Source organism: Bradyrhizobium sp. CB3481 (assembly GCF_029714305.1).
GTDB lineage: Bacteria > Pseudomonadota > Alphaproteobacteria > Rhizobiales > Xanthobacteraceae > Bradyrhizobium.
Genome location: NZ_CP121647.1, coordinates 2,730,899 through 2,746,757, shown reverse-complemented (window position 1 = coordinate 2,746,757; position 15,859 = coordinate 2,730,899). Strand labels below are relative to the sequence as shown.

Genomic DNA, 15,859 nt, shown 5'->3' with positions numbered 1-15,859 from the left:
TCCCGAAAAGCACATCCCCAAGCCCCGATCCAATCGAGCGAGGCCGGTTTTCGGATAAGATCACGCTCGAATAAAAGAGCAAGGCTCATCAGGTTCCGGGCGTCGGCGGCGTCAGGAGATAGCCGAGGCCGCGCACGGTCTGGATGATGTCGACGTCAAGCTTCTTGCGAATGCGGCCGACGAACACTTCGATGGTGTTGGAGTCGCGATCGAAGTCCTGGTCGTAGAGGTGCTCGACCAGCTCGGTGCGCGATACCACGCGCCCGGTATGGTGCATCAGGTAGGCGAGCAGCCGGTACTCGTGCGAGGTCATCTTGATCGGGTTGCCCGAGACGCTGACCCGGCCCGTGCGCGTATCCAGCGACACAGGACCGCAAGTCAGTTCCGACTGCGCATGGCCGGTCGAGCGGCGCAGCAGCGCGCGAATTCGCGCCAGCACTTCTTCGAGGTGAAAGGGTTTGGCGACATAGTCGTCGGCGCCGGCGTCAAAACCCTGCACCTTGTCGCTCCAGCGGTCGCGTGCCGTCAGGATCAGCACCGGCATGGCGCGGCCGTTGCGGCGCCAGGCTTCCAGGACCGAGATACCGTCCATCTTGGGCAGCCCGATGTCGAGCACGACGGCGTCATACGGTTCGCTGTCGCCGAGGTAGTGCCCCTCCTCGCCGTCGAATGCGCGATCGACCACATAACCGGCATCCGTCAACGCCGTCGTAAGCTGACGGTTGAGATCCGGATCGTCCTCAACAACAAGCAGGCGCAAGCTGGCCTCCGAAAGTGAACCCTACGATATCAGGTTCGCCAGATGAGGCCCACCGGCGTGAACGGCCCATGAACGGCGGATATGAGGCAATGTTACTTTTTCGTCATGAGGGCTCGCGGGGCGGGCCCGGGAGACCGAGGGCCTGACATATAGCTCCGGATGCCCCAAGTGAGGTGGCAAAGGCAGCCGCACCCGTTGGTCGCGGCCCTCGTCCGCAAGCAGGCGCAACCTTCCCACCGCCGGACAGGGAGGCTAAACGCGCCGCCTCGGTCAATTTCCTCAAGTACGGAAGAATACGAACCAGACGATGCCCAGGATCAGGACTGCAAGCCCGGTCGACACCGACAGGAGGGCGAGGACCGACGGGCCGGGTTCGCCCTGACGCGCCTCGGTCGGGGTTTCGACGATCTGGCCATGCCGTTGCGTTGCCATGGTGACCTCTTCGAGTAAGTGCCTGTAAATGCCAGCGAATGCTTCGACACCGGCCGTTAAAGCAACGCCTGATCGGAAATGATGTTCCGGGCTTCCGATCGCCTCGCATTGAACCGTCAAAAAGGCCCCTCGCCCGTGGCCACCAGGACAGTTAACGCCAATCGGCGATTCCCTGCCCGGGCATGTTTGAGACCGGGCCATCCGATGGTATCGTCAGGGATTGTCCGTTGCGTATTCCGGAGTAGCCCATGGCCCCCCGCGCCAATTGGAAGGGTTTTCTGCGCCTCTCGCTGGTGACCTGCCCGGTCGCCCTCTATCCGGCGACGTCGGATACCGAGAAGGTCTCCTTCAACCAGATCAACCGCAAGACCGGCCATCGCATCAAATATTCGAAGGTCGACGCCGAGACCGGCGAGGAAGTGGCCAACGAAGACATCATGAAGGGCTACAAGATCGACACCGATACCTACATCGAGGTGTCGAAGGACGAGCTCGACGACATCGCGCTGGAATCGACCCGCACCATTGAGATCGACGAATTCGTTCCGAAATCCGATATCGACGGCCGCTATCTGATCCGCCCCTATTATCTCGTGCCGGACGGCAAGGTCGGTCACGATGCATTTGCGGTGATCCGCGAAACCATCCGCAGCATGAACAAGGTCGCGATCGGACGGGTGGTGTTGACCAACCGCGAGCACATCATCGCGCTGGAGCCGCTCGACAAGGGGCTAATGGGAACGCTGCTGCGCTACCCCTATGAGGTCCGCAGCGAGACGGAATATTTCGACGATATCCAGGACGTGAAGATCACCAAGGATATGCTTGATCTGGCTAAGCATATCGTCGAGCAGAAATCCGCATCATTCGAGCCCGAGCAGTTCGAGGACCGCTACGAGCAGGCGCTGATCGACCTGATCAACCAGAAGCGCAACGGGCTGAGCACCAAGGCCAAGCCGGCGCCGAAGACCTCCGGCAACGTCATCAACCTGATGGATGCGCTCAAGCGCAGCCTCGCCAGCGAGAAAGAGGCCGCCCCTGCCCCGGCCAAGGCGAAGGGCAAGAAGCCGAAGAAGGCCGCCGCCGGCCAGCGCGAGATGCTGTTGCCGATCAGCGGCAGCGGCAAGCGCGCCGCCAAGGAGACGGCGAAAGAAGCGCCCAAGAAGGCGGAAAAGCCGGTGCGCAGCACCGCCCGCGCCAAGAAGGCCGGATGACCGAAAGAGGAGCGCGATAGATCGCACCGTCTAGCGCGCAATGCCCTGGTCGACCCCGTTCGATGATCCGATACTGCTGCGTGGCGGCCGCAAGCTCGCGACGCTGCAGCAGGCCGCTGACCATGTCATGGCATTGCCGGAAAGCGTGCAGCACGAGGCGCACTGGCAGACCGCGATCGAGAATCTGATCAACGCGGCCGAGACCGGCGGAGGCTGGCTGATGTTCGCGCGGATCGCGATGATCCGGGCGCTCAATGCGGATGGCAAAAAAGCAGGCTAGCCAGCGGCTGCAATTGCCGCCGTCCCTTTTCGCGCTACTTGATCGACGTGCCGACGTCGACGAATTTCGTGCTCAGCGCGCTGCCGACGCCGTTGACCGCGGTGATGATCACAATGCTGATGCCGACGGCAATGAGGCAATATTCGATGGCGGTCGCGCCGCATTCATCGTCGACAAATCGTGCCAGTAATCGACGCATAAAAAAACTCCTGTCGACGCTCCCCGGAATTTCTCCCGCGCCATACTGGTTAAACTCTAGGAGGGAACCGTTGAAGAGCCCTTGAGGAACAGAATGAACGATTGATTAAGGCGAACGCACAATCGCAGGGCCGGAATTGTACGGTACGGAAAATTTACCATCGGTTGCTCACCGACCGTTCATCGTGGCCGCGATCGGCGGCTTCTCGGAGTGAGCGGACATGAGCGCGCAGAAGCGCGACAGGGATAGGAATTACATCGGCCTCCCGCACGAGGAGACCGACGAGCGGCGCATTGCCGACCTATCGGCGGCCGCGAAGTATCCGACCGTGGATCACATACTCGACCTAGTGGCCGCGCTGTTCGGGCGCCGCGGCGTAACGAGGTAGCCCCCGCCCCGGCCGCGGCATTGAACAAGGGACCGGGCCATGGCCCGGTCCGGAACGTCGTTCTCAGAAGTTACGCTGGACGCGGGCCTGGAAGAGAACGGTGTCCTGGTCCTTGAACTCATACAGCGCGTTCGGCTTCGGCGCGGTCGCGGTGAACACTGACGAACCCGACATCTTCTGGTCGAGATGGAACCACTGGACTTCGCCCGAGAAGGTCAGGTTCTTGACCGGGGTCCAGCGGGTCACGATGCCGAGCTGCGAGACGTTGAAGTCGGGATTGCAGGTGTAGTTACCGGCAGCGTTGCCGGCCAGCGCCTGACCGGGGTGGCTGACGTTGAAGGCAGCGCAATAAGCGCCCTTGGCCGTGGTGGTGCCGGCACCGAGCAAATTGTCGTTCGCACCGCCATCATACCGGACCGCGGAATAGCTGCCGAACAGGCTGGTCGACCAGTTCGGATTCCAGTTGTGATTGAACGCGCCACGGACGCCCCAAGCCGTGGTCAGGACAAGGCCGCCGGTGCCGCCAGCGCCGGGCATATAGACGGCGTCGGTGGTCGCGCCAAATCCGGCGCTCTGATAGGCGAAGCCGCTGTTGCCGAACATCGCAAAGCTCGGCGAGGTGCCGCTGGTGGCGATGACATACTTGGTCGCGCCCTTGGCGTAGGATGCGTCGATCTTGATGTCGTCGCCCGTGCCAGTCGGCAGGTTCTTGATCTGCAGCGCCGCCATCACCGCGCCGCCCCACTTGGTGTCGGGGTGACCGCTGATTTCGGAAAGCGCATTGGGAACGCCACCGGCAGCCAGTGTGTTGTACGAGCCGCTCACTTCATGCGCGGCAGCCGAGAACTGCAGCAGACCCCAGGCTTGATCGATCCGGATGTTGCCGACGATATCGGGCGCATGCACGCCGGCATAGGCGTTCGATCCGGTGCCATTGACGCCGATCGCCGACGGAATGCCCAGATTGTACACGGCGGTGCGGTCCCACACGGTCGGGTCGTCGAGACCGATCGAGGCCGATACGCCGTTGCCGAACTGGGCGGTGTACTGGATGTTGTTGACGCCGGTATCGGTGTTCTGGCCGCCGAGCAACGAAGAGTTGATGTTGCCCGGGAAACCCTGCCACGGCGTGGCATAGGCCGAGGCGGACTTACCGAAGGTGAAGCCGGCGAACTGGATGAACACGTATTCGACCGCGACGTAGCCGGCGCCGGCGGTGTCAAGCAGGTTCGCGTTGTTGCCGAGGTTGGTGGCGAGCGAGTTGGGGTTGAACGTGCTGCCGCCGAGCGTGGTGAACTGAATGTCAGCCTGGCCGAAGGTGCGGACCACGCCATATTCGGTCGCGGTGCGAGTGTCGACCGTCAGCGCTATACGGGAGCGGGAGACCATGTAATTTTGATAACGGTTATGCTGGCCGATATCACCGTTCCAGCCGGGGGCGCCGTGCGCGCCGCCGTTGAACGTGGTGTCCGCGCGCAGATAGCCGCCAAGCTTGATGCAGGTATCGGAACCCGGGATGTAGAAGAAGCCGGCGCCGTACAGCGAACAGACCCGCACATATTCGACCGCCTTGGCCTTGACCGGAAGGTCGGCCGCCTGTGCCCCGCTCAGGGTCATCAAGGCGGCCGCCGAGCCGAGTATGAGTGTTCGCGCCGTAATCATTAAAGTCTCCTGTCCCGCGATTCATGCAGTTGCATGCGACACAGGTAATCCAAAAATCGTTATCTGGAATGACAAGCTTGTGATGCCGCGACACTTGGACCGCGGCTGTGATGTTTTCGCCACGGCGGGTCAGCGCGCCGAGGCAAAACCTCTAATTTCGTTTTGCGCGCGACGTCTCGGGAGCAAGAAAATTCTCCACTGCCCTGCCCCCGGTATTTCTGCCTGGAGAGCCGTTCGCGCGGCCAAACGCATATCAGCACTTCCGCGCGCACGCGCCGGGCGCGCTTTACCGCACGGTAAAATCCTGCTCCAACTGTCGGCAATGGGCCGGATCGAACCGGCTTGCCGATCAGGGGGAGAGACCGTCATGAAGCTCGGCGCCGCCATCGCGGAAATCATGAAGCGGGAGGGAATCGAAATCCTCTGCGGCTATCCGGTCAATCACCTGATCGAATACGCCGCCAATGCCGAGATCCGCCCGGTGATGGTGCGCCAGGAGCGCATCGGCGTTCACATGGCGGACGCGATCTCACGCGTCACTTCCGGCCGCTCGATTGGCGCGTTCTGCATGCAGCACGGACCCGGCGCCGAAAATGCGATGGGCGGCGTGGCGCAATGCTACGGCGAATCCGTGCCCGTGCTGGTGCTGCCGATGGGCTATGCGCGCCGGCTTGCCAATATCGACCCGAACTTCAATTCCAGCCAGGCGATGAAGGCGTTCTCGAAATCGTCCGAGCCGATCAACATCGCAACTGAGGTCTGCAACATCTTCCGCCGGGCCTTCACCAAGCTGAAGAACGGCCGCGGCGGACCGGTGATCGTCGAAATCCCTGCCGACATGTGGAACGAGGAGGTGCCGGAACCCTTAAACTACACGCCGGTGCTGCGCACCCGCTACGGCGCCGACCCCGTCCATGTGAAGGAGGCGGCCGCCCTCCTCGTCGCCGCCAAGCGCCCGGTGATCTATGCCGGCCAGGGCGTGCACTACGCAAAAGCCTGGCCGCAGCTCAAGCGGCTGGCCGAACGCCTTGCCATCCCCGTCACGACCAGTCTGGGCGGCAAGTCGTCGTTTCCCGAGACGCATCCACTGTCGCTCGGATCGGGCGGCCTTGCGGTGCCGCGCGCGGTGCCGAAATTCTTAGGGGAAGCCGACGTCATCTTCGGCATCGGCTGCTCCTTTACCGAGACATCGTTCGGCACCGCCATGCCGAAGGGCAAGACCATCATCCATTCGACGCTCGATCCCAACCATCTCAACAAGGATGTCGAGGCGAAAGTCGGCCTGGTCGGCGATGCCGCGCTGGTGCTGGATGCACTGCTGGAAGAGATTGGCAAGACCGTCACCGCGGATCGCGATGCGACAGGGGTCGCCGCCGAAATCGCCGCCTTGCACAAGGAGTGGCTGGCAAAGTGGCTGCCGAAGCTGACGCACAATGATGCGCCGCTCAACCCCTATCGCGTGCTGTGGGATCTGCAGCACACGGTCGACATCCACAACACCATCATCACCCATGATGCCGGCAGCCCGCGCGATCAGCTGTCCCCGTTCTGGAAATCGGTCGAGCCGCTGTCCTATATCGGCTGGGGCAAGACCACGCAGCTCGGCTACGGCCTCGGGCTTGCGATGGGCGCCAAGCTGGCAAAGCCTGACAAGCTCTGCATCAACGTCTGGGGCGATGCCGCGATCGGCTTCACCGGCATGGATTTCGAGACCGCGGTGCGCGAGCGCATCCCGATCATGTCGATCCTGCTCAACAACTTCTCCATGGCGATCGAATTGAAGGTGATGCCGATCTCGACGGAGAAATACCGCTCGACCGATATTTCCGGCGACTACGCCGCGATGGCGCGAGCGTTCGGCGGCTATGGCGAGCGGGTGACGAAGCCGGAAGACATCATCCCCGCCATCAAGCGCGGCATCCAAAAGACCCAGGAAGGCGTGCCGGTGCTGCTGGAGTTCATCACCAGCAAGGAGACCGAGGTGTCGAGGCCGGGGACTTAAGGCCAACGCAGCAGGTCATCGCCGATGCGCGTCACCATCATCGAAACCGGGCTGGTCAGCCCCAAAAACCGCGAACTCCATGGTTCCTATCCGCAGATGTTCGAGCGGATGATCGGTGCCGCCGACGCGACCGTCACCTTCGATACCGTGAGCCTTCCCGAAGGCGAGGCGCTGCCCGATACCGATCGGCTGGAGGCGATCCTCGTCACCGGCTCCGCGGCCGGCGTCTATGACGATGTCGAGTGGATCGCCCCGCTCGAGCAGTTCGTGCGTACGGCGCATGCGGCCGGGGTGCCGATGGTTGGGGTCTGCTTCGGCCATCAATTGATCGCGCAGGCGCTGGGAGGTGTGGTGCGCAAATCGGAGAAAGGCTGGGGCCTCGGGCGGCACGTCTACGAGGTCGCGCCCGGCAACGGCGTGATCGACGGCACGCAGATCGCCATCGCCTGCTCGCACCAGGACCAGGTCATCACGCCGCCGGACGGCGCCATGACCATCCTGTCCTCGGACTTCACGCCCTATGCCGGGCTGCTCTATAGCAGCGGCCGGACGCTATCGGTGCAGCCGCATCCGGAATTCTCGGTCGGCTTTGCGCTCGCCTGCTGCGAGATGGCGCGCAGCAAGGGCGATGCGCCCGATCGCGTCGTGACATCGGCGCAAGCCTCGCTCGCCGAACCGCTCGAGAGCGCGCGTCTCGGCGGCGCGATCACGCAGTTTCTCACCCGCTCAGCCTAGACCCGTCCTCGGCGGTGCGCCGGATGGCCGAAGACAAAATCGCGAAAACAACCCCATGCAAAGTACGAAAAGCCGCAGATTGAGGTAACATAATACTCCGCATACTCCGCCCTCTCCGCTGGCGTCGAGGGGCTGGCGAGCGGTCGCTCCTCCATGGAGGATGATGCACAGGGCGGCGCAGGCCTTGGGCTGCACGGTTGGGGCACCCCTGAAACGTGAGCGCCCGAACGCCACCTAAAGGCCGCTATGGCCGCTGGCTCTAAGGCTTCCGGAATGAAATAATCCGGAGGATGGAACCGCGACGCGAGGACCATGCCTCGCGCTCCGGGCAGGAATAGCTGGAATGGCGACACTTCCCGAGCACAGGTCGGTCGCGATCGATGAGCTGGAATCAGCCATCACCGAGCTGGAATCGCACCTCGAATCCGTCAGCGCCGAACGCGATGAGGCGAAGGCGCGCCAGGTCGAGCTTGAGACCGAGAATGCGAACCTGCGCCGGGAGTTGAACCTGGCGCATGAGCAGCAGAAGGCTTCCACCGGCATCCTCAGCGTCATCAACAGTTCGGTGGCCGATACCAACCCGGTATTCGAAAGCATCCTCTCCAGCATCAAGCATCTCTTTGACGGCGAAGAGAGCCTGATCTTTCTCACCGACGATGACGGCCTGCTGCGGATTGCGGCCGCGCGTGGCGCAAGCGCCGAGGCCGCGCGCGAGCGGTTTCCAATTCCCGTTGAAGGAACGGCAAGCGAGCTTGCGATCCGCGAGCGGAAGCTGGTGCGTTCTGCCGACGTCCAGAACGATCCCGACATGCCGATCAAGCTGCGCGAGACGGCCCGCCGGATTGGACAAAATTATTCGATGGCCATTGCCCCCATGCTCTGGGAAGACAAGGCGATCGGCACGATTTTCGTGGGCCGCTCGTCCATGGTGCCATTTACCGACAAGGAGTGCGAACTGCTGAACAGCTTCGCGGACCAGGCAGTCATTGCCATCCAGAACGTGCGGCTGTTCAACGAAACCAGGGAGACGCTGGAGCGTCAAACGGCGACAGCCGACGTACTGAATGTGATCAGCCGGTCTCCGACCGACGCCGGGCCGGTGTTTGACGTCATTGGCGAGCGTGCCGAGAAGCTGTGCAACGCGGAAATCAGCGTTATTTCCGTTCTCGATGGCGACCTCATCAGGGTCGCCGGTATTCGTGGAATCAGCAGAGAGGGCGTCGAGCTCTTTCGCGCGCACTTCCCGATGCCGCTTGATCGCCAGACCGTTACCGCGCGGACCATCAAGTCCGGGACCGTCGTTCACATTGGCGACGTACTCGCCGATACCACCTACGACAATAAGGGTCTCGCCGCACAGACCGGGTACCGGAACTGTCTTGGCGTGCCCATGCATCACAAAGGCGAGGTCGTTGGCGCAATTTTCGTGGCAAGGAGCGACCCCGGTCTGTTTTCCGACAGCCAGATCCGGCTGCTGGAAATCTTTGCCGATCAGGCTGTGATTGCTATTCAGAACGTACGGCTGTTCAACGAGACGCGCGAGGCATTGGAGCGGCAAACCGCAACGGCCGAAATCCTGAAAGTGATCGCCTCTTCACCTGCAGACATCCAGCCGGTGTTCGAGGCCATCGCCTCGAACGCCAAGCAATTGCTCGGCGGGTTCTCGACCACCGTGCTGCATTTTGTCGGCGATGAACTCCATCTCGTCGCCTACACGCCGACGAGTCCCGAAGCCGATGAAGCGTTGAAAGCCTCCTTCCCGCGCAAGCTCGCGGAATTCCCAACCTTTGCCCTGGTTCGCAATGGCGAGACTATCCAGTTTTCCGACACCGAGGCCGAAGCGGTGCCGGAGGCAAACCGGGAATTGGCCCGGCTGCGCGGTTTTCGCAGCGTGCTGTTCACGCCGCTGATGAACCGCGGCGCGCCGGTCGGCATGATCAGCGTGACGCGCGAAGCGCCCGGCGCCTTCGCGTCGCATCATGTACAGTTGCTGCAAACCTTTGCCGCTCAGGCGGTGATCGCGATCGAAAATGTGCGGCTATTCAATGAAACCAAGGAAGCGCTGGAGCGGCAGACCGCGACCGCGGAGATATTGAAAGTCATCGCGTCGTCTCCTTCCGACGTCCTACCGGTGTTCGAGGCGATTGTCGGAAGCGCGAAGCGGCTTCTCGGCGGCTTCTCAGCCGCGGTGTTTCGTTTCATTGACGGGACTGCCCACCTGCAGGCCATCACGCCGACGAACCCGGCGGCCGACGTGATAATGAAGAATTCATTCCCGCGTCCGATTGCCGATTTCCAGTCATTTGCGATGGTACAGGCCGGGCGAACTGTGCAGGCCGCGGATACGGAAGCCCTGTCCGACGACATTAGAGACATCGCGCGGGCACGCGGTTTTCGCAGCATGCTCCTTACTCCGCTGCTGCGCGAAGGTACGCCGATCGGCTTGATCAGTGTCACCCGGGTAGAACCCGGTCCGTTCTCAGACCACTTCGTGCAATTGCTGCAGACCTTCGCCGACCAGGCGGTGATTGCGATCGAGAACACTCGGCTGTTCAACGAGACCAAGGAAGCGCTGGAGCAACAGAAGGCCTCTTCCGACATCCTGCGCGTGATCAGCAGCTCCGTGGCCGACGCTCAACCGGTGTTCGACAAGATTCTTGACAGTTGCAAGCATCTGTTCGGCAGCGACGAGACGGCTGTGCTGCTGCTCGATGGCGAAGACACCATCACACTCGGCGCCTATGTCGGCAAGCAACACGACGCCGTGGCGGCGAGCTTTCCTGCCCCTTTGGACAAATCTCCTGCAGGTCGCGCCATTCGCGAGCGGCGCGCGGTGCATTACTCCGACGTTGCTAACGATCCTCAGCTTACGCGCACGGTGCGACGGGTTGCCCAACTCGCAGGATACGAGTCCATGGCCTACGCGCCGATGGTGTCGAACGGGCGCGGCATCGGCGCAATCGGCGCGTCGCGGAACAAAGGCGGGTTCAGTGACAAGGAACTGACGCTGCTGCAGACCTTCGCCGACCAGGCAGTGATAGCCATCGAGAACGCGCGGCTTTTCAAGGAGACGCAGGAAGCGCTCGAACGCCAAACAGCGACGGCGGACATCCTGAAGGTCATTGCCTCTTCACCATCCGACCTGCAACCGGTGTTCGAGGCAATCGCGGCGCGATCAATCCAATTGGTCGGCGGCCACTCTGCGACCGTGTCGATGTACGTCGGCGACAGGGTCGAGCTGGGAGCGATCACCCCAGTTAACCCCGAGGCTGATGCCGCCCTTAGGGCGTTGTACCCGCGTCGGCTGGCGGACTATCCGCTCTTCGAGCTGGTCCGCGGCGGTGAGGTCGCCCAGGTTTTCGACATGGAGCGCGAATCGCGCGTACCGCCGGCGGCCATGGCCATGGCACGAGCGCGCGGCTTTCGCTCCATGGTGCTCGTGCCCATGAACAGCGACGAAGGTCCGATCGGCGCCATCACCGTCACCCGCAAGGAGCCTGGGACATTCGAGCCGCATCATATTCAATTGCTGCAAACCTTCGCCGACCAGGCCGTAATCGCCATCAAGAATACCCGGCTGTTCGAGGAGGTGCAGGCCAAGACGCGCGATCTCACGGAATCGCTGCGGCAGCAGACGGCGGTCGGCGACGTGCTCAAGACCATCAGCCGCTCGACCTTCGATTTGCAACCGGTGCTCGACACGCTGGTGAATTCGGCGGGACAGCTTTGTGAAGCCGATATGGCCTTCATCATGCGCCGCGTAGGCGACGAGTACCGCGCGGGAGCCGCCGTCGGCTACACCCAAGCTTACATCGACTTTCTCAATAACCATCCGCTGGCAGTCGACCGGGGTACGGTGACCGGCCGCGCCGTGCTCGAAAGGCGCCCCGTCCAGATTGTGGATGTTGCGGCTGATCCCGAATATACGCTGCATGAAACAACCACGCTCGCCGGCCAACGCACCACGCTCGGCGTGCCGTTGCTGCGCGAAAACGAACCGATCGGCGTGATCGTTCTGGCGCGCACGCGCGTCGAGCCGTTTTCGCGGAAGCAGATCGATCTCGTGGCTACTTTCGCCGACCAGGCCGTGATCGCGATCGAGAACGTCCGGCTGTTCAATGAGACGCGCGAGGCGCTGGAGCGGCAGACCGCCACGGCCGACATTCTGAAGGTCATCGCCTCCTCGCCATCGAACGTGCAGCCGGTATTCGACGCGATTGCGTACAGTGCCAACCGCCTGATCGGCGGCTTTTCGGCCGCGGTGTTCCGTTATGTCGACGGCCAGATTCATCTCGCGGCCTTCACACCAACAGATGCAGAAGGCGACGCAGTCCTGCAGTCTTCATTCCCGGTTACACTCGCCGAGTTTCCGCCCTACCACCTGACGCGCGATGGCGCGCCCGCGGAATTGCCCGATACCGATCTCGAACCGGCGGCGCGCGACATCGCACGCGCGCGCGGCTACCGCAGCATGCTGTTCGCGCCGCTGATGAACGAAGGCGAGGCCGTCGGCATTATCACCGTCACCCGTGTCGCGCCCGGCCCATTCGGCGAGCAGCATACCCGCTTATTGCAGATGTTCGCCGACCAGGCCGTCATCGCCATCGAAAATGTTCGTTTGTTCGACGAGGTCCAGGCGAAGACGCGCGATCTGCAGGAATCACTGCAGCAGCAGACCGCCACCGCCGACGTACTCAGGGTGATCAGCGCTTCCCCCGGCGAACCAGAGCCGGTGTTCCACACCATGCTGGAAAACGCTGGGCGGCTCTGCGAGGCGAAATTTGCGATGCTGCGCCTATTGAAAGGCGATCAATTTCACGGCGTCGCCGCGTGGAATTTGCCTCCCGCCTTCAGCGAATTTCTTGCGCAGACTCCGATCCGCATCGACCCGAAGCTTCCGCTGGGCCAAGTCGTGGACACGAAGCAGCCTGTTCACGTCCGTGATGTCCTGCAGCATGAGGCCTATCTTGAGGGCTATCCGGGCATGATCGCCGTTGCAGAACTCGGAGGCGCACGCACGCTGCTGCAGGTGCCCATGCTCAAGGAGGATCAGCTCGTCGGAACCATCGGCATCTACCGTCAGGAGGTCCGGCCGTTCACCGAAAAGCAGATCGCGCTGGTGCAGAACTTTGCTGCCCAGGCCGTGATCGCGATCGAAAATGCTCGCCTGCTCAACGAACTGCGCCAACGCACCGAGGACCTTTCCGAAGCGCTCACCTATCAGACCGGCAGCGCCAACATCCTGAAAGTGATCGCCTCCTCGCCGACAGACGTGGGGCCGGTCCTGAAGGCGATCGTGGAAAGCGCCTGTGACTTGTGCGAGGCCTACGATTGCATCGCGTTCCTCAGGGACGGTGACTACCTTCGCTTCAGCGCGCACCATGGGCCGATCCCGATGGACTTCGACAAATGGCCCATCAACCGCAAATGGGTGACGGGACGTGCTTTTGTCGATCAGAGACCGGTGCACGTGTATGACCTGATGGCCGAGGGCGACGAATTTCCGGATGGGCGCGACATGTCCTCCCGCATGGGCCATCGCACGATGGTGGCCGTCCCCTTGCTTCGCGAAGGTGAAAGCATAGGCGCCATCATTCTTCGACGAACCGAAGTGAATCCTTTCAGCGACAAGCAGGTAAATCTCCTGCAGACCTTCGCCGACCAGGCCGTGATTGCCATCGGCAACGTCCGGCTATTCGAAGAGGTGCAGGCCAAGACGCGCGACCTCACTGAATCTCTGCAGCAGCAGACCGCCACAGGTGACGTGCTGAAGGTGATCGCCTCCTCGCCTACCGACGTCCAACCGGCCCTGCAGGCCATCGTCGAGAGCGCCTGCGCATTTTGCGACGCCTATGATGCGGGCGTGCTCCTGAAGATCGGCAACGATCTGCATTTCAGCGCCCATCACGGCCCCATTCCGACAGGTCAGGAGCCGCGTCCGATCAGCAGAGAATGGGTGGTGGGTCGCTCGGTCGTCGACAAGGTGCCGGTGCAGGTGCCGGACTTTGAAGCTCCCGAAGCCGGCGAGTTTCCCGAGGGGCAGCGGCAATCGCGCGAACAGGGCCACCGCTGCACGTTAAGCGTACCGCTGTTGCGGGAGGGAGAGGCCATCGGCGCGCTGGCGCTGCGTCGCCTGGAACCGGTAGCCTTCAGCGACAAGCAGATCGCGCTGTTAGAGACCTTCGCCGATCAGGCCGTGATAGCGATCGGCAACGTCCGACTATTCGAGGAGGTGCAGGCCAAGACCCGCGATCTGACCGAGGCCCTCACCCACCAGACCGGCAGCGCCAATATCCTCAAGGTTATCGCCTCTTCACCGACGGACGTCGGACCTGTGCTCAACGCGATAGTGGAGAGTGCCTGCGAGCTTTGTGACGCCAATGACGCCATCGTATTCCTAAGAGAAGGCGATCGCCTCGGCTACAAGGCACATCATGGCCCCATCCCTGTCGTCTTTGGTGAGAATCGCGCAATCAACCGCGGCTATGTCGCGGGGCGCTCGATGGTTGATAAGATCCCGGTCCATGTGAGCGATGTCTTTTCAGAAGAAGCGGCGGACTTTCCGGAATCGCGAGAACTGTCGCGGAGGGACGGCATTCGGAGCATATTGTGCGTTCCCATGCTGCGCGAGAACGAAAGCATTGGTGCGATCCTGCTTAGGCGTACGGAGGTGCATCCATTTACCGACAAGCAGGTCGCGCTCCTGCAGACTTTCGCCAATCAGGCGGTGATCGCCATAGGCAACGTTCGTCTTTTCGAGGAGGTTCAGGCCAGCACGCGCGAGCTCACGGAGTCGCTGGAGCAACAGACCGCTACCTCTGAGGTCTTGCACGCCATCAGTTCATCGCAGGGCGACCTTGCGCCGGTTTTCGATGCCATGCTTGGCAAGGCGATGCAGCTCTGCGGCGCCAATTTCGGCGTGCTCAATACCTATGATGGCTCGCACTTCCATACGGCAGCTACCTACGGCCTGCCGCCTGCCTACGACGAATTCCGCCGCAGACAGCCGCTCGACTATGGACCGGGCACGGCGCCGGCCCTCCTGCTGCAGGGCGAGCCTCATGTGGAAATTCTCCACCTGATCGATTCCGAGGCCTATCGCCGCGGCGACCCGAATCGCCGTGCACTGGTGGACATCGGCGGCGCACGCAGCCTGCTGGCTGTGCCGCTGCTCAAGGACGAACGCGTGGTCGGCAATGTCATGATCTTCCGGCAGGAAGATAGTCCGTTCTCCGAAAAACAGATTGCGCTGTTGAAGCAGTTCGCGGCTCAAGCCGTGATCGCCATCGAGAATGCCCGCCTGCTCAACGAACTGCGCCAGCGCACCAGTGATCTCTCCAAATCGCTCGACGATCTCCGCACCGCGCAGGATCGCCTCGTGCAGACCGAAAAACTCGCTTCGCTCGGCCAGCTAACCGCGGGCATTGCGCATGAGATCAAGAACCCGCTCAACTTCGTCAACAATTTCGCCGCCCTTTCGGCCGAATTGACCGAGGAGTTGAACGACATCCTCAAGCCGACTGAGCTCGCGGGGAAAGTCCGCACCGAGGTCGACGAGCTGACGGGGCTTTTGAAGGGCAATCTGGAAAAAGTCGTGCAGCACGGCCGCCGCGCCGATTCCATCGTCAAGAACATGCTGCTGCATTCGCGCGAGGGCGGCGGCGAGCATCGGCCGTCCGACATCAATGCGCTGGTCGACGAGAGTCTCAACCTCGCCTATCACGGCGCCCGCGCCGAGAAGCCCGGCTTCAATGTCACGCTCGAGCGCGACTTCGATCTCGCCGCGGGGCAGATCGACGTGTTCCCTCAGGAAATCACCCGCGTGATCCTCAACCTGGTCTCGAATGGCTTCCATGCCGTGACCAAGCGCAACAAGGAAGGCGGCGAGCCCGGTTTCGAGCCGACACTCCGGGCGAGCACAAAAAACCTCGGCGATGCCGTCGAAATCCGCATCCGCGACAACGGGACCGGCATACCGCTCGAGGTAAGAGAGAAGATGTTTAACCCCTTCTTCACGACCAAGCCGGCCGGTGAAGGAACCGGGTTGGGATTATCGATGAGCCACGACATCATCGTGAAACAACATGGCGGCACAATTGACGTGAATACTGAACAAGGTCATTTCACCGAATTCCGCATCGTGTTGCCGCGAACAAGCAATTTTGCAGAAAACTCCAGAGGATAGCC

General features: G+C 62.0%; 10 protein-coding genes. 6 read left to right on the top strand and 4 right to left on the bottom strand.

Annotated features, from left to right (window positions below; translation table 11 throughout):
* Nucleotides 1-88: 88 nt before the first annotated feature.
* Entirely contained in the window at nt 89-760 is a 672-nt protein-coding gene (locus tag QA643_RS13035) for a response regulator transcription factor (protein WP_283033564.1), read from the bottom strand.
* 279 nt (nt 761-1,039) lie between these two features.
* Nucleotides 1,040-1,192 carry a hypothetical protein gene (locus QA643_RS13030; protein WP_283033563.1) on the bottom strand — a complete coding sequence of 51 codons (153 nt, stop codon included), beginning with the start codon at nt 1,190-1,192 and terminating at the stop codon, nt 1,040-1,042.
* A gap of 248 nt (nt 1,193-1,440) precedes the next feature.
* Between QA643_RS13030 and QA643_RS13025 the strand changes: the two genes are divergently transcribed.
* Nucleotides 1,441-2,406, top strand: coding sequence for a Ku protein (locus QA643_RS13025; protein ID WP_283033562.1), 966 nt, complete (start codon nt 1,441-1,443; stop codon nt 2,404-2,406).
* A gap of 40 nt (nt 2,407-2,446) precedes the next feature.
* Nucleotides 2,447-2,686, top strand: coding sequence for a hypothetical protein (locus tag QA643_RS13020; protein WP_283033561.1), 240 nt, complete (start codon nt 2,447-2,449; stop codon nt 2,684-2,686).
* 34 nt (nt 2,687-2,720) lie between these two features.
* Here QA643_RS13020 and QA643_RS13015 read toward each other — a convergent pair whose 3' ends face one another.
* Nucleotides 2,721-2,885, bottom strand: a complete 165-nt coding sequence (locus QA643_RS13015) for a Flp family type IVb pilin (protein WP_283033560.1) — start codon at nt 2,883-2,885, stop codon at nt 2,721-2,723.
* A 220-nt stretch (nt 2,886-3,105) separates the two neighbouring features.
* On the opposite strand from QA643_RS13015, the gene QA643_RS13010 reads away from it, so the two are divergent.
* Complete coding sequence (locus QA643_RS13010) at nt 3,106-3,273, top strand: hypothetical protein (protein WP_283033559.1); 168 nt, start codon at nt 3,106-3,108, stop codon at nt 3,271-3,273.
* Between the two features lie 63 nt (nt 3,274-3,336).
* Here QA643_RS13010 and QA643_RS13005 read toward each other — a convergent pair whose 3' ends face one another.
* Entirely contained in the window at nt 3,337-4,935 is a 1,599-nt protein-coding gene (locus QA643_RS13005; protein ID WP_283033558.1) for a porin, read from the bottom strand.
* A gap of 367 nt (nt 4,936-5,302) precedes the next feature.
* Here QA643_RS13005 and QA643_RS13000 point away from each other — a divergent pair, with 367 nt between their 5' ends.
* The 3 genes from QA643_RS13000 (at nt 5,303) to QA643_RS12990 (ending at nt 15,857) form a co-directional block, all read left to right on the top strand.
* Nucleotides 5,303-6,937 (top strand): thiamine pyrophosphate-requiring protein, encoded by a 1,635-nt coding sequence (locus QA643_RS13000; RefSeq protein ID WP_283033557.1) that lies wholly within the window; start codon nt 5,303-5,305, stop codon nt 6,935-6,937.
* A gap of 24 nt (nt 6,938-6,961) precedes the next feature.
* Complete coding sequence (locus QA643_RS12995; protein ID WP_283033556.1) at nt 6,962-7,672, top strand: type 1 glutamine amidotransferase; 711 nt, start codon at nt 6,962-6,964, stop codon at nt 7,670-7,672.
* A gap of 343 nt (nt 7,673-8,015) precedes the next feature.
* A complete protein-coding gene (locus QA643_RS12990; protein WP_283033555.1) occupies nt 8,016-15,857 on the top strand; it encodes a GAF domain-containing protein in 7,842 nt (2,613 codons plus the stop codon).
* Nucleotides 15,858-15,859 lie beyond the last annotated feature (2 nt).